We start from the raw sequence: 24,223 nt of genomic DNA, 5'->3' as shown, positions 1-24,223 counted from the left end.
CACGACACGTCGTTGTTGAAGGAGTATGCGTCATGTTCAGGACCGTTCTTGCCCTGACCACCGCGAGCGTCGTGCTTGCTGCCCCGGCAATGGCCGGCCGGTATCGTGGGCCAGTGTTTTCGGACAGCAACCACTTCTACCTCGATTACAAGACGGACCTGAGCGAAGCGCGGCGTGAGCTTCGCAAAGACCTGGCCCGCGCCGATGACGCGGCGAGCCGGGAAGATGCCTGGGCGGAATACCATCGCGAGGTCGCGGATGCCGGCCATGATTTCCGCAAGGAAATGGCCGAGCGTGGCGTGGTCGTGCGCGGTATCCCGCGCGTCACCGTCGAGGACTGACGCGCGTCAAAGCGCCAAGGTCATGAACCGGTTGTGCGGGCTGGGCGGGTAACCCCCGAACGGCTCGCCATCGGTAAAGCCGGCGGCCTCGTACATCCGGTTGGCGGCATCGAACATGGGCGCGGTGCCGGTTTCCAGGCTGAGCCGGCGGTGACCCAGTTCGCGAGCCAGTGCGAGGACATGGGCGAGGAGCGCGCGGGCCACCCCGCGACGCAGGTGATCGGGATGCGTCCGCATCGATTTCAGTTCGGCATGGCCGTCACCCAGGTCGCGCAACGCCGCCATGCCGAGCAGGTGCGCGCCGTCCCATGCGGTGACGAAAGTGACGGCCGGGCCCTGCAACCCGGACAGGTCGAGGGCATGAGCATTGTCGGCTGGTGTTGATGCCAGCGCTTCCCGGCGGTGCAGCGCGACAAGCTCGCGTACCGCCGGGTGATCGACTCCGCCGTGACGGACCTCCATCAGATCTCGCCGATCATCCCGGCAAGCACCTCCAGGCAGGCGACGCCAAGCCTCTGCGATCGCTCCGGGCTCCAGCCGAACTCGGCATCGGGGTTTGGATCATGGTCCTTGAACGGCATCTCCAGCGTCACCGATACCGCGCCGAATCGCTCGGCCAGCTGGTTGGTCGACATGGACAGATTGGCGTTGCCGGCGCTCGCTTTTTCATAACCACGGCCGACCTGGAAGTCGGGCGTGTGTTCCGCGAGCCGGTCGCCGAACGCGTAGAACTTGGCGCCATGGTCGTCGGACCAGGACGGAATGCCTTCATAGCCGGCGATGAAATTCGCAGGGATCGCCTCGTCACCATGGACGTCGATCGCGAAATCGACCCCCGTGCGGTCCATCTCGTCACGGACGCACAGCACTTCGGGGCTGCGCTCGAGTGAAGGGGCGTGCCATTCGCGGTTGAGGTTCACGCCTGCGGCATTGGTGCGCAGGTGCCCGCGACGGGTGCCATCGGGGTTCATGTTGGGCACGACGTGCACCGTCGCCGCAGCCAACAGGCTGGCTGCTGCATCGCCAGTGAGCCAGTCGAGCGCGCCCTCCATCCACCATTCGGTCATCGATTCGCCCGGGTGCTGGCGACCATAGAGCCACACCTGTTTTGGCCCCGAACCAAGGCGGAAATAGTCGATCGGCTGACCGTCGAGCGTGGTGCCGAGCACGCGATGCTCGACCCCCGGCCGTGTAGCCACGCGGGCGACCAGCGCGTGGTGCTGTTCCATCGTGTACGGCGCGAAATAGGCGAACCAGGCAAGCTGGCTGTCCGAGTTCCACGACCATTCGAGCACGCCCTCCGCATAGCGGGTCGGTGACATGCGCCACGATTCCCGATCGATGGAGGCGCGCACCTGATAACCGGGCCAGCCGAACGGATAAGCCGATTCGCCGGCGTTGACGATGCGAAAGGTCAGGTCGCGTCCGCGAGCGCCCGCTACGCGGAAATAGAACCATTGAAAAAAGTCCGACGCGTGATCGCGCACGATTTCCAGGTCCACCGTGTCGCCCTCGATCCGGACGACACGGATGTTGCCGCCATCGAAGGCGGCGTCGATCGTTATGCTCATTTGACCTCGATAGTGCGACCCGAGACGCCGGGGAAGCCGGTGAACAGCGCGGCGGCGAGCTTGCGGGCCTGTCCATCGGCGGTGGCTTCGGGCGCGCGAAGGTCGGCCAATGTGCGGGCATTGCCTTCCCACAGCTGCTCCTGGTCCGCGCGGTGCTTGATCAGGACGTGCATCTCGGTCGACAGGAGTTGCTGGCTGCGACTGCGGCCCAGCGGAAAGGACAGGCCGCCACCAAGCCCGACCCCGCCGCCCCGATGTCCGCCCGAAAATCCGCCCCCGCCAACGCCGATGGAGATGGGCGAGCGCCGCTGCGGCCCTTCCACCGTGGTGCGGCGGAAATCGACCACCGCGACATAGTCCGCCTGGGCGCCGGGCGCGGGGAGCGAATAACCGTTGCGAATCATCTCCGCTTGCACCGCTGCGGCATAGGCCTGGAACTCAAGCGATGGCGCTGGACCACCCGCGAGCGGCTCCACCGATACCGTGCCGCGCTCGATCGGCCGGTCGACATGGTATCGGACCACCTGAGTGGGGGGCAGCGATGCCGTGGTCGCGCAGGAAGACAGGCCCAGGGTCAGCGCGGCGAGTGCGGCAGCGCCACGGATTACGGGCAGGCGGAGCATCTGGTCCTGGTTCCTTGATAATTGTTACAGCAGGGAAACGCTCTGAATCCGGTTCGGGTCCGGCTCGTCACCTTGACTTGCAACGGCCTGCTGGCTAGGCGGCGCTGCTTTCCGGCTTCGGCCACATCCATAAAGAACTACAGCCATGAAGATCGTCAATTCGCTGAAGTCGCTCAAGGATCGTCATCGCGATAACCGCGTGATCCGCCGTCGTGGCCGCACCTATGTGATCAACAAGACGCAGCGTCGCTTCAAGGCGCGCCAGGGCTGATCCGACTCTCCTGCGCGGCTTCAGGCAGTGCGGGAGCATGAAGGTATCGGCCGGCCGTCGATCGTCGTCTTCGACGTCGGCAACGTCCTGTATGACTGGAACCCACGGTTCCTGTACCAGCGCCTGATCGAGGACGATCGGGCGCTGGACGCGTTCCTGCGTGATGTCGTCACCAAGGAATGGCATTTCCAGCATGATGAGGGCCGCGACTTTTCCGACACGTCGGCGGAGCTGGTCGCCCAACACCCCCACCATGCCGCGCTGATCGCGCAGTGGGGCCCGCGATTCGCGGAAACGATCACGGGCACGGTACCGGGCATGGCAGCGCTGGTGGACGAACTGCACGGGGCGGGTGTGCCGCTATACGCGATCACAAATTTCTCCCACGAGTTCTGGCCGCCGTTCCGCGCGCGTGAAGCCGCGATGTTCGACCGGTTCCGTGGCATCGTCGTGTCGGGCGACGAGAAGATGGTGAAGCCGCACGCCCCGATCTATCACCTCGCGCTCGACCGCTGGGGGCTGAACGCCGGCGACACCCTGTTCATCGACGACCGCGCCGACAACGTGGAGGGCGCGCGTGGCGTCGGGATGCACGCGGTCGAGTTCCGCGGGGCGGAAGCGCTCAGGGACGAGCTGGCGCGATTTGGGCTGCTGCCGGCAGCACGTTGATCGCGAAGCTCTTGCCCGGCGTCAGGTAACGGGTAACTGCCGCGCGGATGTCTGCCACGGTCAGCGCCTTTCGGCCCGGAATAGCGGTTCGCACGGCCTCCAGATCCCGAGGATCATCGATGCTGTTGGCGACCAGGCCCAGCCAGTAACCATTGTCGCTGGCGCGGGCGCGCTCGATGGTGGCGATCGCGGTGGTTCTTGCCCGTTCCAGTGCGTCCGCATCGGGGCCGTTGGCGGCCAAATCGGCAAGGATGCGCGCCAGCGCGCGATCGAAGTCGGCGATCCGGTCCACCTTCAGCTGCGCGCCCGCGACAAAGGTGCCGTAGGCCGGCAGATCGCGGATCTGCGACACGGACGCGCTGGGCGCATAGGTGCCAGCTTCAGTTTCGCGGAACTCGCTGGTCAGCCTGTCCTGTACGATGGCTGCTGCCAGCCCCAGTGCGCGGCCGACCTGGACCTCCTGGCGATAGCCGAGCACCGGAAACACGCGAGCGACCGACGCCTGATCGGGGGCGCCACGATGGTGCAGAATGGCGGCCCCGCCCGGCGGCGGCGTGGGGCGCACCGCCGTGTAGGCCGGATCGACCGGCTGGTCGGGACGGGGCGGCAGCGCGCCAAAGGTGCGCGCCACCGCCGCGATCAGCGCGTCGGCGTCGAGGTCCCCGACGGCGCTCACGCGGATCGGCCCCTGCGCCAGCTGGCCGGTCCAGAAACGGGTGACATCGGCCAGCTTCAGGCGCTCGATCTCGGCCAGCGGGGGAACACCCCGGAATCGGGTGTCGCCCCCGTACAGATAAGGCGCACCGAATGCCGACAGCACCGACCCGGGCTGGCTGTAGAGGCTGGCATAGGTTGCGGCGTTACCGTCGCGGATGCGCGCCACCGGCCCCTCGGCATAGCGCATCTGCGTCAGCGCGCCCGTCATCAGCCGTAGCGTGTCGGCCAGGTCGCCGCGGCTGGTCGCGGTTGCCAGCCCGATGCCGTCGAGGCCGGAGCCGATCGAGAAGCTGACCCGGCGGCCCGCCGCAAGCCGCGCCAGTTCCTCACGGGTGAACGGACCGAATCCGGCCGCGCCGAGCGCGCCGGAGGTCCAGAACAGGCCGGGATCGTTGGGTGCCTGGGCCAGCAATCCGCGGCCCACGCGTACCGAGACGCGCACGGTGTTGCGTTCAAAGCCCGTCTTCTTGAAGTCGAGTGTCACGCCATTGGCGAAGCGGACGCGATCGATGTCCAGATCGTCGATCCGGCTACGCGAAATCACTGTGCCGGGCACGCCCGGCGAAGGCAGCTCGCTGAGCGACATCGCGCGAACCGCGACGTCCTTTGCCGCCGCGGCCTGACGCGCGGCTGCAAGGTCGGCGGCGGCGCTTGCCGCGAGTGCGGGATCGGTGGTGGCGCGGAGCAGGCGGGGCGGGGGTGCGAGCAGTTCGACCAGCACCTTGTTCACCGCGTCCGGCGTGATCGCGCGCTCAAACGCTTTCAGGGTTTCGAGGTAGAATCGCGGGTCGGCGGTGACATCGCCCCTGTCGACATCCGCCACGAACTGGTTTGCCAGCCCGCCGGACGTGACCGAGGTGCGCAGGGTGACCCGGTCGACGGCACTGCGGCGCAGGCCTGCGCGGCCCTGCTCCACTTCCGCTTCCGTCGGTGGCGTGGCTCGCAGCGCGTTGAGTATGGCAAAGACCTGATCCAGTGCGGCTCGGTTCTGTCCCGGCCGGGGCAGGAGGCTGACGGTCAACTGGTCCCCCACATGCCGGCCGCGCGACAGGCCGGCGCTGGCATCGACCAGCGCGCCGCCGGACTCCTCCGCAGCGGCAAATCGGCGGTTCACGATCCCGAGTGCGACCGACTCGACCAACTGCCGCTGCACCTCTGCGATCGTAACCGGCGCGTCGTCATGGCGGGCGACCCAGCCAAGCGAATCGGTGTTTGCCGCCTGTGGATCGGTGACGGCGAGCACTGGTTTGGCCGGCGTGGTGGACGGGCCATAGTCGGGCTCGACCGGTGGCTTTCCGTCAGCCGTCCATCCTGAAAAGGCGCGCTGGACCTCCGTTTCGAGCAAGGCCGGGTCGGCGTCCCCGACCACGACCACAACGGCCCGTTCGGGGCGATACCAGCGCTTGTAGAAGGCGCGCAGCCGATCGGCCGTGGCATTGGCGAGCGTTTCGGGAGAGCCGATGATGTCGCGTTTGCCGGCGCGGGTGCCGGCTAGGAACAAGGCACGGCTGGCGTCCTGGAGCTCGCGGGCAAGTGGCGATCGGCGCTGGGCACCTTCTGCGGCCACTACCTGCCGCTCCGTGGCGAGCAGCTTTGCATCGATCCGCGCGCTCTGCATCATCTCGGCCATGACCCGCAGTGCCTGTGCATAGGACTCTGCGTCGGCACGGGGCAGGTCGAGCACATAGCTGGTCGAGCGAAGGCTGGTGAAGGCGTTGGTATCTGCGCCGAACCGCGCGCCCAGACGCTGCCAGATACGGATGCCCTCGCCATCCGGGACAGTCGCGGTCCCACGGAATGTCATGTGTTCGAGGAGGTGCGCCCAGCCCTGCTCGGCTTCCTCCTCCATCAGCCCGCCAGCATCGATCCGGATCCGCACGGAGATGCTGCCCGGCGGCCGGGCGTTGCGGCGCACCGCATAGCGCAACCCGTTGGGCAGGGTGCCAGTGCGCCAGGCGGGGTCGGCGGGAATGTCACTGCCCGCATGTTGCCAACTGGTCGCGGCGGGCGCGCCGGGCGCAGCCTGGATCGTCGCAACAGGCGAGGCGGCGGGCGCTACAGGCCCGCTCGCCTGCGGCCCGGAGCCGGACTGCCTTGCTGTTGCGCTTGCCCCCAGCAGCGCCAGGGCCGCCAGGAAAGCGGCCCCGGTGCGTATCACGCGTCGGTCGAGTGAGTGTAGCCGTTCAACTCGTCGCCGATGATCCGGACGACATGCAGCACGTTCGTCGAGCCTGGCGTGCGGAACGGAACACCCGCCATCAGGATGACCTGATCGCCAGCCTTCGCGATGCCATGACGCAGCGCCATGCGCTTCGACTTGGCCACCATCTCCTCGAACGACTCGACGTCGCGGGTGTGCACGGCGTGTGTTCCCCACAACAGCCCGAGACGCCGCGCAGTATCCTGACGCGGGGTCAGCACCATGATGGGCACCGGCGGCCGTTCACGCGCCACGCGCCGGGCGGTGGAGCCCGACGAGGTAAAGCAGATGATCGCCTTTGCCGACACGGTGGACGCGATCGTCTTTGCCGCTTCGGCCAGCGCGTCGGCGGTGGTCGGGTCGGGGCGGGTCACGGTGAAGTGGACCCGATCGCCGTGCATCGGGTCGCTTTCAACCGACACGCCGATCGCGTTCATCATCGACACCGACTCGGTTGGCCACTGGCCCGCCGCGCTTTCGGCCGACAACATGATCGCGTCCGCGCCGTCATAGATCGCGGTGGCGACGTCCGACACCTCGGCCCGGGTGGGCGAGGGGCTGGTGATCATCGATTCAAGCATCTGGGTCGCGACCACCACGGGCCGGCCCATGCGCCGCGACACTTCCACGATTCGCTTCTGAAGCGGCGGCACCGATTCGGGCGGCAGCTCGACGCCCAAATCACCGCGGGCGACCATGACGCCGTCGCACTGCTCGATGATTTCCTCGAGGCGCTCGATCGCGGCGGGCTTCTCAATCTTGGCGAGCAGTGCCGCCTTGCCGCCGATCAGCTTGCGCGCTTCGGCCAGGTCCTCGGGCCGTTGCACGAACGACAGGGCGATCCAGTCGACACCCTGGTCGACCGCAAAGGCGAGGTCGGAACGATCCTTTTCGGTCAGCGCCGCCATGGGCAACACCACGTCGGGAACGTTCAGCCCCTTGTTGTTCGACAACGGGCCGCCGACTTCGATGCGCGTGGTGATGTGATCCGCGTTATGTTCGATCACGCGTAACACCAGCTTGCCGTCGTCCAGCAGCAGCCGTGCACCCGGCTCGATCGCCTCAAAAATCTCGCGGTGAGGCAGTTCTACGCGGGTTTCATCACCCGGCGTCGCGTCGCGATCGAGAACAAAGGTCTTGCCGGTTTCGAGCACCACGCGGCCTTCGGCGAACCGCCCGACGCGCAGCTTTGGCCCTTGCAGGTCGGCAAGGATGGTGGATGGGCGGCCGAAACGCTTTTCCAGCGCGCGGATCGCCTGAACGACTTCTACCTTGGACGCCTGGTCGCCATGACTCATGTTGATCCGAAACGCGTCCGCACCTGCCTGAAACAGATTGGCGACCATCTCGGCCGAGTTGCTGGCGGGACCCAGCGTCGCAAGCACGCGCACTTTGCGCGCGCGGGGGGCGATGGCCTTGGTCATGAACACTCCTGGGGGTACTTCGCGCGTGAGCCTCTAGCCCTTAATGCGCGGCGATCAACCGCGGAGACAGCTAATGGACCAACTGGATGCAATTGATGACGCGGTGGCAGCGGCGGCGTTCCGGCGGCTGGTCCGGCATTTGCGCCATCGAACGGACGCGCAGAACGTCGACCTGATGGGCCTGGCGGGCTTCTGCCGCAACTGCCTGGGCGACTGGATCGCCGAGGCGGGGCAGATGGACAAGAACGCTGCGCGAGAGGTGGTCTATGGCATGCCGCAGGCCGAGTGGAAGGCGCGCCATCAGGGCGAGGCAACGCCCGAACAGCTCGCGCGCATGGCCGAGAGCATGAAGAAGAACGCGCCGGCCTGAGGGTTGAGCGGCGCGGCCTTAACCTTTAGAGCCGCGCCCCTGCCGCCGGCATGCCGGCGTGCGATTCTACTTTATCGAGCGAGGGAGGCGGCGCGCCCTGACGGCGCGTCGGCGAGGGGAAGTATTTCATGGCGTCTGATCGCGAAGAACGAAACGAAGGCATGGGCGGCGGTCACGTCGCCGCGGAAGAACTGCGCCTGCTGATCGAGCGCGCCGAGCGCCTCGAGGAAGAGAAAAAGGGCATCCAGGACGACATCAAGGACGTGATGGCCGAGGCCAAGGGCCGCGGGTACGACCCCAAGGCGATCCGCAAGATCCTGTCGATCCGCAAGAAAAAGAAGGAAGAGTACCAGGAGGAGGAATCGATCCTCCAGGTTTATATGCAGGCGCTCGGCATGATCTGAACGCGGGTTGGTCAGCCGCGCGCGATCCGTTCCACCAGGGCAGGATCGAGCGGCTGGCTGAACTCCAGCCCGATCACGCCGTCGGTGCACCAGCGCGCGGTGGCGGTAAGCGGCTCCAGCCCCGGCACTGTGACCGTCAGGGCGCAGCCGGGCAGGACCGCGATCGCGGAAGCGACGCGGCACCCGTCAACAGACAGGTCGGAAAGCATGCCCGCAAACGGGCGGGCGCCGGCCGGATCCTCCAGATGCACGGCGAGGCTGACGTGCCACAAGCGCTCGCGCTCCTCACGGCGGACCAGCGCAGGGGTGAGCAGGAGCGGTGAGCGGCGACGACCCCGGCCGATCTGCACCACGCGTTCGACCAGGGCTTGGTGGATGGGCGAATCGAACTGGAGCCCATAGGCCCTGGGCGACGTCCACCTGATCGCGGCGTTGACCGGCGCGAAACCGGCAAAGCTCAGCTGGATCAGTGCGCCGGTCGCAAACTCCGCGGTGCGTTCGATCTGGGCACCCGAATCGGAGATGTCGACCACCGTGACCATCACATCGGCGCGGCCGGGGTGCGACACCACGCCCGGAACGATGACCGGATGGCGCAGCGCGCCACGCCGGTCGGAATTTGGAGAAGCGACAGGTATGGCCATGATACAGCCACGCCTAATGCTGAATCGTTGATAAACTGTTGCGCTAGGCGGGCGCGACGTCTGCGGCGGCCGTGCACCAGCCCAGGCGCGGAATGGCAATGGACCGTTTGCCCGACAGGTCGGTGCGGGTCACGAACAGGTCGCGTTGCTCGATATAGCTCATCAGCCGACGGACGCGGCCCAACGACTGGGTGCCATAAGCGCGCGCGATCGCCTCGTCCGGCGGGCACGGTTCCCCGTCACGAGCCGCCCGCGCGACAAGAAGAAAGGCGCCGAGCATGTCATCGGGCAAGGTCGCCGCCAGCGCCATCGCCTCCTGCCAATCCTCCGCATCGGGATCGAGTACGCCCGCACGTGCGGCGAACAGGCGCCGGGTGAAGCCTGACAGGTCGAGCGCCGGGCGTGCCAGCCCCGCCATCCGACAGCGGACCTGGAAATCCTGAAACAGCACGGCCGCCGGGCGCCCCTCCGCCTCGTCGTCCGAGACGATCGCGGCGAGCGCGTCTGAATAGATCGCGGCCTCCTCCTCCGACGACTTGGCTGGCGGAGGCGGGGCGGCGGTGGTCGGCTGCGCTGGGCGCGCGATCGCCTGTTCCAGCTCGTCGGCAGGCACCCGGCGGGGGCGCGAGTCGAAGGTCATGGGCAGGGTCGGCGCGAGCTCTGGCTCAGGCTCGGCGAACAGCAGTTGCTGCAGGTCCCCCGCGGGCGCGGTGGGCAATGGCGTCAGCTTGGGGCTGGACGAACGAGCGGCCGTTTCCACGGTGCCGATGCGCACGGACAGCGGCCGGCGCGACACGGCAGGCCCGAGCGCCAGGAAGGTGCCGCGCGGCAGGTCGCGAATCGCGTCCGCCTGACGTCGCTCCATGCCGAGCAGGTCGGCGGCGCGGGCCATGTCGATGTCGAGAAAGGTACGCCCCATCAGGAAATTGGAGGCCTCGGCCGCGACGTTCTTGGCAAGCTTCGCAAGGCGCTGGGTCGCGATCACGCCGGCCAGGCCCCGCTTGCGGCCGCGGCACATCAGGTTGGTCATCGCGGACAAGGAGGCGCGCCGCACTTCCTCGGCCACTTCGCCGCCGGCGCTGGGCGCGAACAATTGCGCCTCGTCCACCACGACCAGCGCAGGGTACCAATGTTCGCGGGGTGCATCGAACATCGCCTGGAGGAAGGCGGCGGCGCAGCGCATCTGCCCTTCCGCCTCCAGCCCTTCAAGACTCAGGACGACGGAGGCGCGGTGTTCGCGCAAACGGGCGGCAACGCGGGCGATCTCGCGTTCGCTGTAGTCGGCTGCCTCAACGGCGACATGGCCGTAATGCGACAAGGTGACGAAGTCGCCCTCCGGGTCGATCACCACCTGCTGCACCTGTCCGGCAGAGCGTTCCAGCAGCCGACGCAACAGGTGCGACTTGCCCGACCCCGAATTGCCCTGAACGAGCAACCGGGTGGCGAGCAGTTCTTCGAGGTCGATGAGAACGGGGGCGCCGCGCTCGTCGGAGCCCATGTCTACGCGAACGGTCATGATTGCAGGCACCCTTGCCCGATGGGGCGGGGGGCGGGCAAGCGCTTGTGATCGCTTGCTGGCCCCGTTCCGGTTGCCCCCGCCCCGTTCGCTGGGATAGAGCCCGCGCTTTCCCGCAACTCGCGCAGGCAAAGATCACCGTGGCAGGCCATTCCAAGTTCAAGAACATCATGCACCGCAAGGGCGCGCAGGATAAAAAGCGCTCGGGCATGTTTTCCAAGCTCTCCCGCGAAATCACGGTGGCGGCCAAGATGGGCATGCCGGATCCCGACATGAACCCGCGCCTGCGCGCCGCGATCAACGCCGCCAAGGCGCAGTCCATGCCCAAGGACAATATCCAGCGTGCGGTCGACAAGGCGAGCAAGGGCGACACGGAAAACTATGAAGAGATCCGCTACGAGGGCTTTGGTCCCGGTGGCGTGTCCCTGATCATCGAAGCGCTGACCGACAACCGTAATCGCACCGCGACCAACGTGCGCACGATCGTGTCCAAGAACGGCGGCAACCTCGGCGCGTCCGGCGCGGTCAGCCATGGTTTCGACCGGGTCGGGCTGATCAGCTATCCCGCAACCGCCGGAGACGCCGACAAGGTGTTCGAGGCGGCGCTGGAGGCCGGCGCGGAGGACGTGACGTCCGGCGAGGACGGTCACGAGATCTGGACCCAGCAGGGCGACCTGCACGAAGTCGCCAAGGCGCTGGAGCCCGTGCTGGGCGAGGCGGAAGGCGCTAAGCTCGCCTGGCGTCCGCAAACGATGGTGAGCGTCGGCGAGGGCGAGGCGGCAACGCTGCTGAAGCTGATCGACGCGCTGGACGACGATGACGACGTTCAGCAGGTCTGGGGCAATTACGAAGTCTCGGACGAGATCATGGAGAAGCTCGGCTGATTATCCTGGGCCTCGATCCGGGCCTGGGCACCACGGGCTGGGGGGTGATCGCCGCAGAAGGCAACCGGCTGCGCCATGTCGCAAACGGACAGGTGAAGACCGACCCCTCCATGCCGCTGCCGCGCCGCTTGTCGAACCTGTTCGAGGCACTGGGCGAGGTGATTCGCACCGAGCGGCCAGACACGGCCGCGGCTGAAGAGGTGCTGGGCAACACCAACCCGCAATCGACGCTGAAGCTGGGCCAGGCGCGCGGCGTGGTGCTGCTCGCCGCGTCCACGGCCGGGCTGACCGTGGGCGAATATCATCCAAGTGTCGTCAAAAAGGCGGTGGTCGGCACCGGCGGCGCGGAAAAGCGACAGATCCAGGCGATGGTCGGGCACCTTCTGCCCGGCGTGAAGCTGGCGGGGCCGGACGCGGCGGACGCGCTGGCGGTGGCGATCACCCATGCGCACCACCTCGCGAGCGCCCATGCCCGGGCCCGGCGCGTGGCAGGAGTGGGCGCATGATCGCGCATCTGAAGGGCCGGCTAGACTCGACCGGCATCGATCACGCGGTGATCGACGTCGGCGGGGTCGGCTACCTAGTGGGTGCGTCCGCGCGCACGCTGGCCTCGCTGCCACGCGCGGGCGAGGCGGCGACGCTGTTTACCGAAACGCTGGTGGGCGAGGATTTCATCCGCCTCGTCGGCTTTGCGCGGCCTGAAGAGCGCGACTGGTTTCGGCTGTTGACGGGCGTGCAGGGCGTCGGCGCGCGCGTGGCCCTCGCCATCCTGTCGGTGCTGGAGCCTGCCGAGCTGTCGCGCGCGGTCGCGGCGCAGGACAAGGCGAATGTCGCCCGCGCCAATGGCGTTGGCCCCAAGCTTGCCGAGCGGATCGTGCGCGAGCTGAAGGACAAGGTCGGCGCGATCCCCGCGCTGGGTCCGGCGGCGGCGGCTCAGGCGCTGCCGGTCGGCGCGGCCGCGGATGCGGTGTCGGCGCTGCTCAACCTCGGATTCCGGCCGGCGGAAGCGGCAAGCGCAGTAGGCGCGGCGGAAGAAGATCTCGGCCCTGGCGCCACGCTCGACGCGCTGGTCCGGTTGGCGCTGCGCAAGGCGGCGAAATGAGGCCGTGCCAACTCCCGCGTGGGGACTTCGACAGGGCGACGCAATGAAGGTGCAGGGTAGCTATGCCGATCAGGGTTACGCGCTGATCGAAGGCCTGTTGTCGCGGGAGGTCGCCAACGCCTTCCTGCAGCAGATCGACGCCGACATGAAGGCGGCGGGCACGCCGCTCGGTAGCCAGACCGCGGCTTCGGCCGTGCTGAAGCGGGAGGCCATCGAGTTCTACGGCTATCATTATCGGCCGATGCTGATGCTGTTGTGGGGGCTGACGCCAGTGATGGAGCAACTGACGGGTCGGCCGTTGCTGCCGACCTACAATTACTTCCGCATCTATCGCGAAGGGGATGTTTGTCGCGTCCACAGTGATCGCCACGCGTGCGAGCACAGCCTGTCCCTGACGCTGGACTATAGCGACGGCGTGCCGTGGGACCTGGAGATCGGGCGCGAGCACCGGGCGGAGCCGCTGGCGCAGATGACCGACCAGTTTGACGAGCCGTTCGACGCGGTCGCGATGCAGCCGGGCGATGCGGTCGTGTATCGCGGCGTGAACCACCGGCACGGCCGGACCACGCCCAACCCGAATGGCTGGTCGGCGCACCTGTTCCTGCACTGGGTCGACCGCGAAGGTCCGTATGCCGCCAGTGCCTTTGAAGGGAATGCAGCGGCGACCCGGCCGATCAATGTGACCTTCGGCTAGCAGTATCGCCGCACTACCCCTCGACGGCACCGTCCGCCCAAGGGTACGGGGGCGGGGTGACTGACGATCGCCTCCTGACCCCGTCCCGCCGGCCCGAGGACGTCGACGCGGCGCTTCGCCCCAAGAGCCTGGACGATTTCGTCGGGCAAAAGGCCGCCCGCGAGAATCTGCGCGTGTTCATCGAGGCGGCGAAAGGGCGCGGGGACGCGCTGGACCATGTGCTGTTCTTTGGCCCGCCGGGGCTCGGCAAGACGACTCTCGCCCAGATCATCGCACGAGAGATGGGGGTAGGCTTTCGCGCGACATCGGGGCCGGTGATCGCCAAGTCCGGCGACCTGGCCGCGCTGCTGACCAACCTGGAGGACGGCGACGTCCTGTTCATCGACGAGATCCACAGGCTTCAGCCCGCGGTCGAGGAGGTGCTCTACCCCGCGATGGAGGATCGCGCGCTCGACCTGATGATCGGGGAAGGGCCGTCAGCGCGGTCGGTGCGTATTGATCTGCCCCGCTTCACCCTGGTCGGCGCGACGACACGGCAAGGGCTGCTCACCACCCCGTTGCGCGATCGTTTTGGCATCCCCGTCCGGTTGCAATTCTACTCGGTCGACGAACTGGAGCGCGTGGTGACCCGCGCGGCCGGGCTGCTCGGGCTTGGCATCGCTCCTGACGGCGCAAAGGAGATCGCGCGCCGATCGCGTGGCACGCCGCGTATCGCCGGCCGGCTGCTGCGCCGCGTGCGGGATTTTGCCGACGTTGCCGGGTCCGAAGTGGTCGACCGGCCAGTGGCGGACCGCGCGCTCAACCGGCTGGAGGTCGACAGCATGGGCCTCGACGCGATGGACCGGCGCTACCTTCACATGATCGCCGATGTGTATCGGGGCGGCCCGGTGGGCGTTGAAACGCTGGCGGCGGGGCTGAGCGAGCCGCGCGACACCATCGAGGAAGTGATCGAGCCCTATCTGATCCAACTGGGCCTGGTCGCCCGCACGGCGCGTGGGCGCATGTTGAACGCGGGCGGGTGGAAGCACCTGGGCCTGAGCCCGCCGACAGGCTCGCAGGACGGCTTGTTCGACGGCTGAGAAGGCCGGTCAGGCTTCCTCGATCCGGCGTTCCTCGTCGGGCAATAGGGTCAGCGCCCGCCAGTCGAGCTCTTCCTGAAGCTGGAAAAACGTTTCGGAGCCGATCTGCCCGTCCTCGCGCAGGTCGTCGAGCGCCTCTCGCTGCGCGGCCACCACGGCCAGTCCCGCCTGGCGCTGCCGATCGAGCCACGCCGCACGCTCTGGATCGTCGTGAGCCGCGCGCTTTGCCTGGTAGGTCGCGCGTAGCCCATCGCCGTCGGGCAGGTCGTCCAGCTTGGAAAGCGCCGCATCGGTCAGCCGCCGTCGCGCCTCGGCGAGTTCGGCCTGCGGATCCTCCATCCGGTCGAGCTTGAAAAGTCTGACCAGCGGCGCCAGCGTCATGCCCTGAAATACGAGCGTGGCCAGCACCACGCCGAAGGCGGTCAACACCACCAGGTCGCGCTGCGGGAAGTTCGCCGGCAGGGCAAAGGCGGTGGCCAGCGACAGCAGCCCCCGCATCCCTGCCCAACTGACAACGACGCCCTGCCCGATGGTCGGCGCATCCAGCGAGCCACGTACCCGCCGCCAGTGCCGCGAAGCGTAGTTCCAGGCCATCACCACCGCGAACCGGGACGCTACCACGCCCGCAATGACGAGGCCGACCAGCTCGAGATCGTCCCAGGCCCGCCCGTCCAGCCGCCCCAGGATCGCGCGCGCCTGCATGCCCATCAGCATGAAGGCGAGGACGTTGAGGAGGAACACCACCGTTGCCCAGACGGCAAAGCTGTGGACGCGCATGCGGGGTGACTCGACGCCATCCTGCCCACGCGCGATCACCACGGCACTCGCCACCACGGCGAGCACGGCGGACAACTCGAGATGCTCGGCGATCAGCCAGATGCCGAACGCGGCGACGAACTGGAACAGGTTGCCGCCCAGCGTCCCCGCGACGTACCGGCTGACCCGCTTGACCACCCAGCCGCTCGCCACGCCGAGCAGCAGGCCGCCTGGCACTGCAAGTACCAGGCGCAAGGCGACCTGCCCGGCGGACCCGTCCGCGGTCTGGATCGCCAGCGCACCGGAAAAGAGCAGAAGCGCCGTGGCGTCGTTCAACAGGCTTTCGCCCTTCAGCACGGCGACCGTGCGGCGCGGCAGCGTCACCGTGCCCGCGACGGCTGTGGCCGCGGCGGCGTCCGGCGGCGCAACGATCGCGCCGAGTACGATCGCGGCGGCGATCGGCAGCCCTGCAAAGGCCCAGCCGATGGTCGCGACCACCGCCGTGGTGACCAGCACCGCGCCCAGCACCATGATCGCGAGCGGGCGCCACAGTCGACTGGCGGCGCCGAGCGGAAAATCATACGCCGCATCGAGCAACACCGGCGCGATGAACAGGGCCAGCACCGTTTCGGGCTCGATCCGAAGCGTTGGCGCACCGGGGACGAAGGCGAACGCCACGCCCGCCAGCGCCAGCATCGCAGGATAGGGCAGACCCACGCGCCGCGCGACCTGCAGAAGCACGATGGCTGCGAGCAGCAGCAGCAGCAGGCTTTCGAACATCGTCATCAGGTTGCCGCTGTACCAGCGGGGAGCCGGCCACGTCACGGGCTTTGCGTTCCAGCAGATTTGCTGCGTGACGCCGCCGCTTGCGACCTGCTAGCCATCGTTCATGCCAGCCTCGGCCGCCGCCTCCGCCCGCGAAATCCTGACCCGCCTTCACGATGTGATGGCCAGCCGAACGCCTGCCCAGGCCAAGCTGAACAGCGTAACCCAGATCATCGGCGAAGCGATCACCAGCGAGGTGTGCTCGATCTACCTCCTGCGCGAAGGCGTGCTGGAGTTGTTCGCGACCCGCGGGCTGGACCAGGCGGCGGTGCACGTGACCAAGCTGGCCTTGGGAGAGGGGTTGGTCGGGACCATCGCCCAGAACACCGAAGTGCTGAACCTGGACGAGGCGGCGAGCCATCCCGACTTCGCCTACAAGCCCGAAACCGGCGAAGAACGTTTCCACAGCTTTGCTGGCGTGCCGATCATCCGGCGCGAACGGGCGGTGGGCGTGCTGGCGGTCCAGCATTCCGAGCCGCGCCGTTATGCCGATGTCGAAATAGAAGCGCTGCAGACCGTTGCGATGGTCCTGTCGGAGCTGATCGCGAACGCCGGCCTGATCGACGAGGGCGGCCCCGGCACCACGCGCCCGGCGGCGTCCACCGCTGCCGTCAGGATCGCGGGGCAGAAGCTGGTCGACGGGATGGCAGCTGGCTTTGCCGTATTCCACCAGCCACGCGTCACCATCGAGCATACGGTCGCCGAGGACACGGACGCCGAACGTCACCGGGTCTACGCTGCCTTCGACAAGATGCGCGAACAGATCGACCGCATGGCGCGCGAAGCAGAGTTTGGCGTCGCAGGCGAGCATGTCGAGGTCATCGAGACCTATAAGATGTTCGCCTATGACGAGGGGTGGGCCAGGCGCATCAACGAGGCGATCGATTCAGGACTGACCGCGGAGGCTGCGATCGAGCGTGTGCAGCAGCGCACCCGCCAGCGGATGCGCCAGATCTCCGACCCCCTGCTGGCCGACCGCATGCACGACCTGGAGGACCTGTCCAACCGGCTGCTGCGCATCGTGTCGGGGCAGATGGGAACCGCGGCGCAATTGGGGCTTCGCCAGGACACGATCCTGATCGCGCGCAACCTGGGTCCGGCCGAGTTGCTGGAATATGACCGGCGGCGGCTGAAGGGGGTGATCCTGGAGGAAGGGTCGCTGACCGCGCACGTCACCATTGTTGCGCGCGCCATGGGTGTGCCGGTGCTGGGCCGGGTGCGCGACGTGAAGCGGCTGATCGTCGAAGGCGACCTGCTGCTGCTCGATGTCGGAGAGGGCAACGTGTTCGTGCGGCCGTCAACGGGCATGGAGGAAGCGTTCGAGGCGCGGCTGGCGCTTCGGCAAAAGCGGCGAGCGGCGTTCGCCGCCCTGCGCGACCTGCCGCCCGAAACCCGCGACGGCCATCGGCTGACGCTGATGGTCAATGCGGGCTTGCGGGACGATGTCGCCGCGCTCGACCTGACGGGGGCGGACGGGATCGGCCTGTTTCGCACCGAGTTCCAGTTCCTGGTGTCGGCGACGTTGCCGCAGCGAGAGCGCCAGCAGCGCCTGTACCGCGAGGTGCTGGAAGCAGCGGGTGAGCGGCCGGTGATCTTTCGCACGGTGGACATCGGCGGCGACAAGGCACTGCCCTATCTTCAGCATGACGGCGCCGATGAAGAAAACCCGGCCATGGGCTGGCGCGCGCTGCGCCTGTCCCTGGAGCGAGACGGATTGATGAAGGCCCAGGCGCGCGCGCTGATCGAGGCCGCCGCGGGCCGCACGCTCAACGTCATGTTCCCGATGGTCAGCGAACCCTGGGAGTTCGACGAGGCCCGCGCGCTGTTCGATGCGCAACGCACGTTTCTGGCGGGGCGGGGCAAGCGACTGCCGATCGAGATCCGTTATGGCGCGATGCTGGAAGTGCCCGCCCTGGCCGAGCAGCTGGACCTCCTGCTGCCAAAGCTCGACTTCCTGTCGATCGGGACCAACGACCTCACCCAATTCCTGTTCGCCGCCGACCGCGCGAATCCCAAGCTCGCCGAGCGTTACGACTGGCTCAGCCCATCCATCCTGCGCTTTATCCGCCGCATCGTCGGACCCGCGCGAGAGGCAGGGGTGAACCTGGCCGTGTGTGGTGAGATGGGCGGGCGGCCGTTGGAGGCCATGGCGCTGATGGGCCTGGGCATCGACCGGCTGTCGATCACCCCCGCCGCAGTGGGACCGGTCAAGGCCATGGTACGCAGCCTGAACTATGGCGCTCTCAAGGACTTTATGGACGAGCTGCTGGTGCGACCGCCGCGGGATCTGCGCGCGCCTCTGACTGCCTGGGCCGAGCAACAGGGCGTCGAACTGGCCTGAGACGGCGACGAGCCGCACCGGTGAGCGCGTTGACAGGCCTCGGCGCGGCGGACCATGGTGAACGCTACAAGGAGTTGTTTACTCGATGACCGACGCCGCCGGCCCCAGCCCAGTGCCGACGCCCGCTACCGGAGGGCAAATGTTGCGCGCCGCGCGCGAGGCGCGAGGATTGACGCTGGACGAGGTGGGCGCCCGTACCCGCGTGCCGCTGCGCCACCTGCAGGCGATCGAAGCGTCCGATTACGCCCAGCTTCCATCTCCCACCTATGCGGTCGGGTTTGCCAAGGCGTTCGCGCGGGCAGTTGGCGCGGACGAGGTCGCCGTTGGCAGCCGCATCCGAACGGAAGTCGCCTCGCTTGGCCGGCGTCAGACCGATTACACGCCCTATGAAGTCGCGGACCCGGCGCGGGTGCCGAGCCGCGGTGTGGCGATCCTGGGCATCGGCGCGGCGCTTGCTGTTCTGGTTTTCGCCTTGTTGTGGTTCGGGAGCGGCTGGACCCGCAGTGGCGAGCCTGGCCGCGCCGATACGCCAGCACCGGCTGGCCCAGTCGCATCGGCACCGGTGCCAGCGGCCAGTCCCGCCGTTCCGACCGGTGGACAAGTGACGCTGGCCGCCACCGACGAGGTCTGGTTGCGGGTCTATGACGCCGAGAACAAGACGCTGTACCAGGGCACCATGAAGCAGGGTGACCGCTTTGACGTTCCCGCGGGTGCGCGTGAGCCCAAGATCAATGTTGGCCGCCCCGACAAGCTTCAGGTGACGCTCAACGGATCGGCAGTGCCGCCACTCGGCTCGGGTGCGCGGCCGATCAAGGACGTCCGTGTCGATGCCGCCTCGATCGCGGCGCGCCTGTCAGGTGCGGCGGCGTCTGGGGCGACCACGACGCTATCGGCCGGCAGCGGCGCTGCCGTTGCTGGTTCGTCGCCCGCTGCAAACGACTGATCGTGAAGGCTGGCGGGGGCGCAACGCTGCGCTATACGGGCCGAATTAAACCCGTCACCGGGGGGTGATCCTGATGCGTACGCCGTTGCTGCTGGCCGTTGCCGGCCTTCTTCTTCCCGTTGCCGCCCTTGCTCAGGACCGTGCCGCCAACCTGGACGGCCGCGTCAGCAAGCTGGAGGGCGAAATGCGCGCGGTGCAGCGCAAAGTATTTCCGGGCGGTGCCGGTTCGCTGGTCCTGCCCGATGTCGCCCCGGCAACACCGGCCAATGAGCCCGCGCCCGGTAGCCCCGCCACCAGCGCCGTGGCCGACCTGACTGAGCGGGTCGGATCGCTTGAGCGCCAGGTTGCGACCATGACCGGTCAGGTGGAGCAGAACAGCTTTCGCCTGCGCCAGCTGCAGGAACAGTTCGACGCGTACAAGCGGCGCACCGACGAGCGGCTTTCGGGGGTGAATGCCGCCGGGACCGCGGCACCGGGAGGCGATGCGGCATTTGTCCCGGACGACGAGGCGGCACCGGCGTCCACCCGCCCGGCGCGTGGCACCACCCGCCCGACATCGACGCCTGAGCCGGCCGTGCCCGCGGCCTCCACGGCATCCGCGAGCGGAACCAAGACCGCGGGCGCTGCCGTTGAAAAGCCGTCCACGGGCAATGCGGCCGAGGACGAGTATATGTATGGCTATCGCCTGTGGGCGGCGAAGCGCTACCCCGAAGCGGAAGCGCAGCTGAAGAAGGTCGTCGCCGATTATCCCAAGCACAAGCGCGCCAGCTATGCGCAAAACCTGCTTGGCCGCGCCTATCTGGACGAGGGCAAGCCGAGCCTCGCGTCCATGGCCTTCTATGACAACTACAAGAAGATGCCCGACGGGGAGCGTGCGCCGGACAGCCTTTATTACCTGGCGCAGTCGTTGACCAAGCTCAACAAGCCTGCCGATGCCTGCAAGGTGTATGGCGAGCTGACCGATGTGTACGGGACAAAGATCTCGTCGGGGATGAAGGCCGACATTGCGCGGGGTCGTGTCGCATCCAAGTGCCAGTGAGCTGACCGGCCGACTGCCCGGGGCGGTCCTTGAGCGGTTCCAGCGGGGTCTGAACCGCGTCTGGGCGGGTGCGGCCGAAAGCGGAGTTGAGAGCGCCAGGTTCGTGATCGCCGTTTCCGGCGGGCCTGACAGCATGGCGTTGCTGGCACTGGCCGCCGTATCGTGCTCCGGCCGGATCGTAGCGGTCACGGTCGACCACGAGCTTCGACCAGAATCACGGGCGGAGGCGGCAATGGTTGCGGACGCCTGCGCCGCGTTGAGCGTCCCTCATGCAACCCTGACGCCCGGCCGCCCCATTGCCGGCAGCAGCCTGCAGGCGCGGGCACGGGAGGCGCGCTATGCCGCGATCGAGGCCTGGGCGGCAAAGCAGGGCCTGGCGCTTGTGCTGACCGCGCATCATGCGGACGATCAGGCGGAGACGCTGCTGATGCGCCTGAACCGGGCGTCGGGGCTCGCAGGGCTGGCAGGGATCAGGGCGTCTCAGCCCATGGGCGACATGGTCCTTCTCCGCCCGGTGCTCGACTGGCGGCGGAGCGAACTGCGCGCCGTGGTCGAGGCGGCCGGGCTGCCCTGGGTCGAGGACCCGTCGAACATGGACTCACGGCACGACCGCTCGCGCATTCGTGCGTTGCTGGGGGGCGCGCCCGAGCTCGATCCAGTGCGCCTCGCCGCATCGGCCAAGTATCTTGGCGATGCCGAAACGGTGATCGAGCGCCTCGTCCAGCGGCTATGGGATGAGCATTGGCGCGGTCCCGGGCAGCCGTTCGACGTTCAGCGCGAGCTGCGGGAGGTGCGCCGTCGCCTGATCCGTCGCGCGATACTGGCTACGCGGGAAACGCTGGCAGTCACGGAGCCGCCCTTCGGCGCGGGCGCGAACGTGGAACCGCTGCTTGACGCGCTGGAAGCTGGGAGCGCCGCCGTGCAAGGGGGCGTGAAGGTCGACGCCGTGGGCGGTGGATGGGTGTTCACCGCCGCCCCGCCACGGCGGCCACTCTGATGGTTGCGGGCGAGAAGCGCGACCGGCATGACGGTAGCCCTATATGCTGACCCTGGCCGCCGCCCTGCTATTCGCCGACCCTGGCGCGAACGTGTTTCCCGAACGGGTGCCCGGGCTGATGGAAGCGTGCCTGGCAGATGCAGTTGCGGACGCGGAAGTGACCGACACGGACGACAGCCACAAATATATCTGCAGTGGCGACTCAGCCGCGCAGCTCTGGGCGTTCCTGGAACGCGCGAACATCAGGTCCTTTGAGCAGGACACACCCGAGGGTCGCTGGCTAAGTCGCGAGTTCCCGCTTGGCGGTTGCTTCAAGCGGGTGCGAATGCCCGATGGCACACCCGCGAGCGCCGGTCTCTCCTGCACGATCTGGGTGCCGCGACCCGTGGCCAGCACGGCTGCTGTAAAGCGCTGACGCGCACTCGCAGTGAAAGGCGCACCGGCTGCCGAATCCGCGCGCTCGTTCCATTGCCATTAACCCAGCGTCGCTTATCTTGGGTTCCATGAGCGACGACAACAAGCAGCCCGGATCAGACGGCAACGGCCCGACCGGCGGCGGCAATCCCTGGATGAAGAGCCTGTTGATCTGGGTCGGCGTGCTGGTCACGCTGGCGCTGTTCGTGACCATGATCGATGGACGTACCAGTGCGGCCGGCGGCACGACGATCCCGTATTCCTCTTTCCTCGACAAGGTCGATGAGGGAACGGTCAAGGACGTCAACATCTCCCGCGACCTGATCTCGGGCACGATGACCAACGGCGACAAGTTCCGCTCCTATCCGATCCAGGACGCGACGCTGGTCCCCAAGCTTCGCTCCAAGGGCATCACCATCGCAGCCAAGCCCGAAGAGGGCCCGTCGATGTGGATGGTCCTCCTCTACAATTCGCTGCCATTCCTGCTGATGCTCGGCCTCGCGTTCTTCGTGATCCGCCAGATGCAGAAGTCGAGCGGCTCGGGCGCGATGGGCTTTGGCAAGAGCCGCGCGAAGATGCTGACGCAGAAGGAAGGCAAGGTCACCTTTGACGACGTCGCCGGCATCGACGAGGCTCGCGAGGAGCTGACCGAGATCGTCGAGTTCTTGAAGGACCCCACCAAGTTCGCGCGCCTCGGCGGCAAGATCCCCAAGGGGGCGCTGCTGGTCGGTTCGCCCGGCACCGGCAAGACGCTGCTTGCCCGCGCCATCGCGGGTGAGGCGGGCGTGCCGTTCTTCACCATCTCGGGCTCGGACTTTGTCGAAATGTTCGTCGGCGTCGGCGCGAGCCGCGTGCGTGACATGTTTGAACAGGCCAAGAAGTCGGCGCCCTGCATCGTCTTCATCGACGAAATCGATGCGGTCGGTCGCCATCGTGGCGCAGGGCTGGGCAACGGTAATGACGAGCGCGAGCAGACGCTGAACCAGTTGCTGGTCGAGATGGACGGCTTCGAGGCGAACGAGGGCATCATCATCGTGGCGGCCACCAACCGCCCCGACGTGCTCGATCCCGCGCTGCTGCGTCCGGGCCGCTTCGACCGGCAGGTCGTGGTGCCGCGCCCGGATATCGAGGGCCGCATCAAGATCCTTGAAGTGCACATGAAGAAGGTGCCGCTGGCCCCCGACGTCGATGCCCGAGTGATCGCGCGCGGCACGCCCGGCTTCTCGGGTGCGGACCTCGCCAACCTCGTCAACGAGGCGGCGCTGATGGGCGCCCGCAAGGGCAAGCGCCTGGTCGCGATGGCCGAGTTCGAGGAAGCAAAGGACAAGGTCATGATGGGGGCCGAGCGGCGGTCCATGGTCATGACCGAGGACGAGAAGCGGATGACCGCGTACCACGAGGCGGGCCACGCGATCGTCGCGCTGCACGAGCCGGCGTCGGATCCGATCCACAAGGCGACCATCATCCCGCGCGGCCGTGCGCTGGGCATGGTGATGCGCTTGCCGGAACGGGACAGCTATTCGTACCATCGCGACAAGATGTACGCGAACCTGGCGGTGTCGATGGGCGGCCGTGTCGCAGAGGAGATCATCTTCGGCTACGACAAGGTTTCATCCGGCGCGAGCGGCGACATCCAGTACGCAACGGGTCTTGCCCGCGACATGGTCACAAAATGGGGCATGTCGGACAAGGTGGGCCCGGTCGAATACGCGCAGCCTGAGGGTGAGTCGTTCCTCGGCTATTCGTCCTCGCAGCCGGTCCGCATGTCCAACGCGACCGCGCAGCTTATCGATGACGAGATCAAGGGCATCGTCGAGGGCGGCCTGAGCCGTGCGAAGCATGTGCTGACCGAGAATGTCGACCAGCTTCACCTGCTTGCCGGCGCGCTGCTCGATTACGAGACGCTGTCGGGTGACGAGATCAAGAAGCTGATCGCGGGCGAGGACCTGGGCCGGCCCGATCCGTCGGCGCCCAAGTCGAGCGTCCCGCGTGCGGGCACGTCGATTCCCAAGACTCGGCGTCCGGCTGGCCCGTTCGGCAACCCGGCCCCGGCCGGCGCCTGAACTTCCATTGGCCAGGATGGCCCAGAGCGGGGCGGTGGCACAAGAATGCCGCCGCCCCGTTTTGTTTGGGGCGGAACCGGACGCCGGAGCGCCTGGCGCTGATCATGGATGCCGAAGACTCCATTCGGCTCAGTAGGTCGCCAGGCGATGAACAAGTTCGGCCAAAATGGCGATCCGGAATCGCGTGCCGGTCGGCGAATCGTCTCCGCGCTTTGGAGGCCTGCTTTGCTGTTGGTGGCATCGTCCCTGATCTGCCAGCCTGCCGTCAGACTTTCATGAGCTTGTCGGCGCTCTGCTGAGGTAGCGTGCGACGTTTCGTGGGGTCTCTCTTCCAAG

24 protein-coding genes are annotated in these 24,223 nt (G+C 67.5%); 16 read left to right on the top strand and 8 right to left on the bottom strand.

Annotation, left to right across the window (positions count from 1 at the left end; genetic code table 11):
- Positions 1–32: 32 nt before the first annotated feature.
- On the top strand, positions 33–341 hold the full coding sequence (locus FHS94_RS00630; RefSeq protein ID WP_184053314.1) for a hypothetical protein: 309 nt from the start codon (positions 33–35) through the stop codon (positions 339–341).
- A gap of 6 nt (positions 342–347) precedes the next feature.
- On the opposite strand, the gene FHS94_RS00625 is transcribed toward FHS94_RS00630, so the two are convergent.
- The 3 genes from FHS94_RS00625 to FHS94_RS00615 are packed head-to-tail and all read right to left on the bottom strand — an operon-like array spanning position 348 to position 2,535.
- The gene (locus FHS94_RS00625; RefSeq protein WP_184053311.1) at positions 348–803 is read right to left on the bottom strand and encodes a GNAT family N-acetyltransferase; all 456 of its coding nucleotides are present in this window, start codon (positions 801–803) and stop codon (positions 348–350) included.
- On the bottom strand, positions 803–1,912 hold the full coding sequence (locus FHS94_RS00620; RefSeq protein ID WP_184053308.1) for a M14 family metallopeptidase: 1,110 nt from the start codon (positions 1,910–1,912) through the stop codon (positions 803–805). Before FHS94_RS00620 ends, FHS94_RS00625 begins: the two co-directional genes overlap by 1 nt.
- On the bottom strand, positions 1,909–2,535 hold the full coding sequence (locus FHS94_RS00615; RefSeq protein ID WP_184053305.1) for a DUF4136 domain-containing protein: 627 nt from the start codon (positions 2,533–2,535) through the stop codon (positions 1,909–1,911). Before FHS94_RS00615 ends, FHS94_RS00620 begins: the two co-directional genes overlap by 4 nt.
- 145 nt (positions 2,536–2,680) lie before the next feature.
- On the opposite strand from FHS94_RS00615, the gene ykgO reads away from it, so the two are divergent.
- The gene (ykgO, locus tag FHS94_RS00610) at positions 2,681–2,806 is read left to right on the top strand and encodes a type B 50S ribosomal protein L36 (RefSeq protein ID WP_184053301.1); all 126 of its coding nucleotides are present in this window, start codon (positions 2,681–2,683) and stop codon (positions 2,804–2,806) included.
- 27 nt (positions 2,807–2,833) lie between these two features.
- On the top strand, positions 2,834–3,475 hold the full coding sequence (locus tag FHS94_RS00605; protein WP_343055103.1) for an HAD family hydrolase: 642 nt from the start codon (positions 2,834–2,836) through the stop codon (positions 3,473–3,475).
- Here the strand turns inward: FHS94_RS00605 and FHS94_RS00600 are convergent.
- Together FHS94_RS00600 and pyk are read right to left on the bottom strand one after the other, a co-directional pair.
- On the bottom strand, positions 3,429–6,350 hold the full coding sequence (locus tag FHS94_RS00600; RefSeq protein WP_184053298.1) for an insulinase family protein: 2,922 nt from the start codon (positions 6,348–6,350) through the stop codon (positions 3,429–3,431). The genes FHS94_RS00605 and FHS94_RS00600 overlap by 47 nt on opposite strands.
- Positions 6,347–7,816, bottom strand: coding sequence for a pyruvate kinase (pyk, locus tag FHS94_RS00595; RefSeq protein ID WP_184053295.1), 1,470 nt, complete (start codon positions 7,814–7,816; stop codon positions 6,347–6,349). The genes FHS94_RS00600 and pyk overlap by 4 nt, the downstream gene beginning before the upstream one ends.
- Before the next feature lie 73 nt (positions 7,817–7,889).
- Between pyk and FHS94_RS00590 the strand changes: the two genes are divergently transcribed.
- Positions 7,890–8,186, top strand: coding sequence for a DUF1244 domain-containing protein (locus FHS94_RS00590; RefSeq protein WP_184053292.1), 297 nt, complete (start codon positions 7,890–7,892; stop codon positions 8,184–8,186).
- A 161-nt stretch (positions 8,187–8,347) separates the two neighbouring features.
- Positions 8,348–8,590, top strand: a complete 243-nt coding sequence (locus tag FHS94_RS00585) for a DUF2312 domain-containing protein (RefSeq protein ID WP_221234477.1) — start codon at positions 8,348–8,350, stop codon at positions 8,588–8,590.
- A gap of 11 nt (positions 8,591–8,601) precedes the next feature.
- Here the strand turns inward: FHS94_RS00585 and FHS94_RS00580 are convergent, their stop codons facing one another.
- Positions 8,602–9,234, bottom strand: a complete 633-nt coding sequence (locus FHS94_RS00580; RefSeq protein ID WP_184053287.1) for a PilZ domain-containing protein — start codon at positions 9,232–9,234, stop codon at positions 8,602–8,604.
- Positions 9,235–9,277: 43 nt separating this feature from the next.
- The gene (locus FHS94_RS00575) at positions 9,278–10,750 is read right to left on the bottom strand and encodes an ATP-binding protein (RefSeq protein WP_184053284.1); all 1,473 of its coding nucleotides are present in this window, start codon (positions 10,748–10,750) and stop codon (positions 9,278–9,280) included.
- Between the two features lie 140 nt (positions 10,751–10,890).
- Here FHS94_RS00575 and FHS94_RS00570 point away from each other — a divergent pair, with 140 nt between their 5' ends.
- The 5 genes from FHS94_RS00570 to ruvB are packed head-to-tail and all read left to right on the top strand — an operon-like array spanning position 10,891 to position 14,509.
- Complete coding sequence (locus FHS94_RS00570) at positions 10,891–11,634, top strand: YebC/PmpR family DNA-binding transcriptional regulator (protein WP_184053281.1); 744 nt, start codon at positions 10,891–10,893, stop codon at positions 11,632–11,634.
- Positions 11,631–12,140 (top strand): crossover junction endodeoxyribonuclease RuvC, encoded by a 510-nt coding sequence (gene ruvC / locus FHS94_RS00565; protein ID WP_184054358.1) that lies wholly within the window; start codon positions 11,631–11,633, stop codon positions 12,138–12,140. Before FHS94_RS00570 ends, ruvC begins: the two co-directional genes overlap by 4 nt.
- A complete protein-coding gene (gene ruvA / locus FHS94_RS00560; RefSeq protein ID WP_184053278.1) occupies positions 12,137–12,736 on the top strand; it encodes a Holliday junction branch migration protein RuvA in 600 nt (199 codons plus the stop codon). The genes ruvC and ruvA overlap by 4 nt, the downstream gene beginning before the upstream one ends.
- Before the next feature lie 43 nt (positions 12,737–12,779).
- The gene (locus tag FHS94_RS00555; RefSeq protein ID WP_184053275.1) at positions 12,780–13,430 is read left to right on the top strand and encodes a hypothetical protein; all 651 of its coding nucleotides are present in this window, start codon (positions 12,780–12,782) and stop codon (positions 13,428–13,430) included.
- A gap of 56 nt (positions 13,431–13,486) precedes the next feature.
- Complete coding sequence (ruvB, locus tag FHS94_RS00550) at positions 13,487–14,509, top strand: Holliday junction branch migration DNA helicase RuvB (protein ID WP_184053272.1); 1,023 nt, start codon at positions 13,487–13,489, stop codon at positions 14,507–14,509.
- 9 nt (positions 14,510–14,518) lie between these two features.
- On the opposite strand, the gene FHS94_RS00545 is transcribed toward ruvB, so the two are convergent.
- The gene (locus FHS94_RS00545; RefSeq protein WP_343055102.1) at positions 14,519–16,090 is read right to left on the bottom strand and encodes a cation:proton antiporter; all 1,572 of its coding nucleotides are present in this window, start codon (positions 16,088–16,090) and stop codon (positions 14,519–14,521) included.
- A gap of 64 nt (positions 16,091–16,154) precedes the next feature.
- Here FHS94_RS00545 and ptsP point away from each other — a divergent pair, with 64 nt between their 5' ends.
- The 6 genes from ptsP to ftsH all read left to right on the top strand — a co-directional run bounded on the left by ptsP (position 16,155) and on the right by ftsH (position 23,887).
- The gene (ptsP, locus tag FHS94_RS00540; RefSeq protein WP_184053269.1) at positions 16,155–18,431 is read left to right on the top strand and encodes a phosphoenolpyruvate--protein phosphotransferase; all 2,277 of its coding nucleotides are present in this window, start codon (positions 16,155–16,157) and stop codon (positions 18,429–18,431) included.
- A gap of 85 nt (positions 18,432–18,516) precedes the next feature.
- Complete coding sequence (locus tag FHS94_RS00535) at positions 18,517–19,374, top strand: helix-turn-helix domain-containing protein (protein ID WP_246348271.1); 858 nt, start codon at positions 18,517–18,519, stop codon at positions 19,372–19,374.
- A 73-nt stretch (positions 19,375–19,447) separates the two neighbouring features.
- Positions 19,448–20,413, top strand: a complete 966-nt coding sequence (locus FHS94_RS00530) for a tetratricopeptide repeat protein (protein WP_184053266.1) — start codon at positions 19,448–19,450, stop codon at positions 20,411–20,413.
- Positions 20,391–21,410, top strand: coding sequence for a tRNA lysidine(34) synthetase TilS (gene tilS, locus FHS94_RS00525; protein WP_343055101.1), 1,020 nt, complete (start codon positions 20,391–20,393; stop codon positions 21,408–21,410). The genes FHS94_RS00530 and tilS overlap by 23 nt, the downstream gene beginning before the upstream one ends.
- A gap of 43 nt (positions 21,411–21,453) precedes the next feature.
- Complete coding sequence (locus FHS94_RS00520) at positions 21,454–21,825, top strand: hypothetical protein (RefSeq protein ID WP_184053264.1); 372 nt, start codon at positions 21,454–21,456, stop codon at positions 21,823–21,825.
- Positions 21,826–21,913: 88 nt separating this feature from the next.
- Entirely contained in the window at positions 21,914–23,887 is a 1,974-nt protein-coding gene (gene ftsH / locus FHS94_RS00515; protein WP_184053261.1) for an ATP-dependent zinc metalloprotease FtsH, read from the top strand.
- Positions 23,888–24,223: the final 336 nt, after the last annotated feature.

Source organism: Sphingomonas aerophila (genome assembly GCF_014199305.1).
Taxonomy (GTDB): domain Bacteria; phylum Pseudomonadota; class Alphaproteobacteria; order Sphingomonadales; family Sphingomonadaceae; genus Sphingomonas; species Sphingomonas aerophila.
Note: the sequence above shows the minus strand (reverse complement) of the source record. Positions and strands in the feature narration are given on the sequence as shown.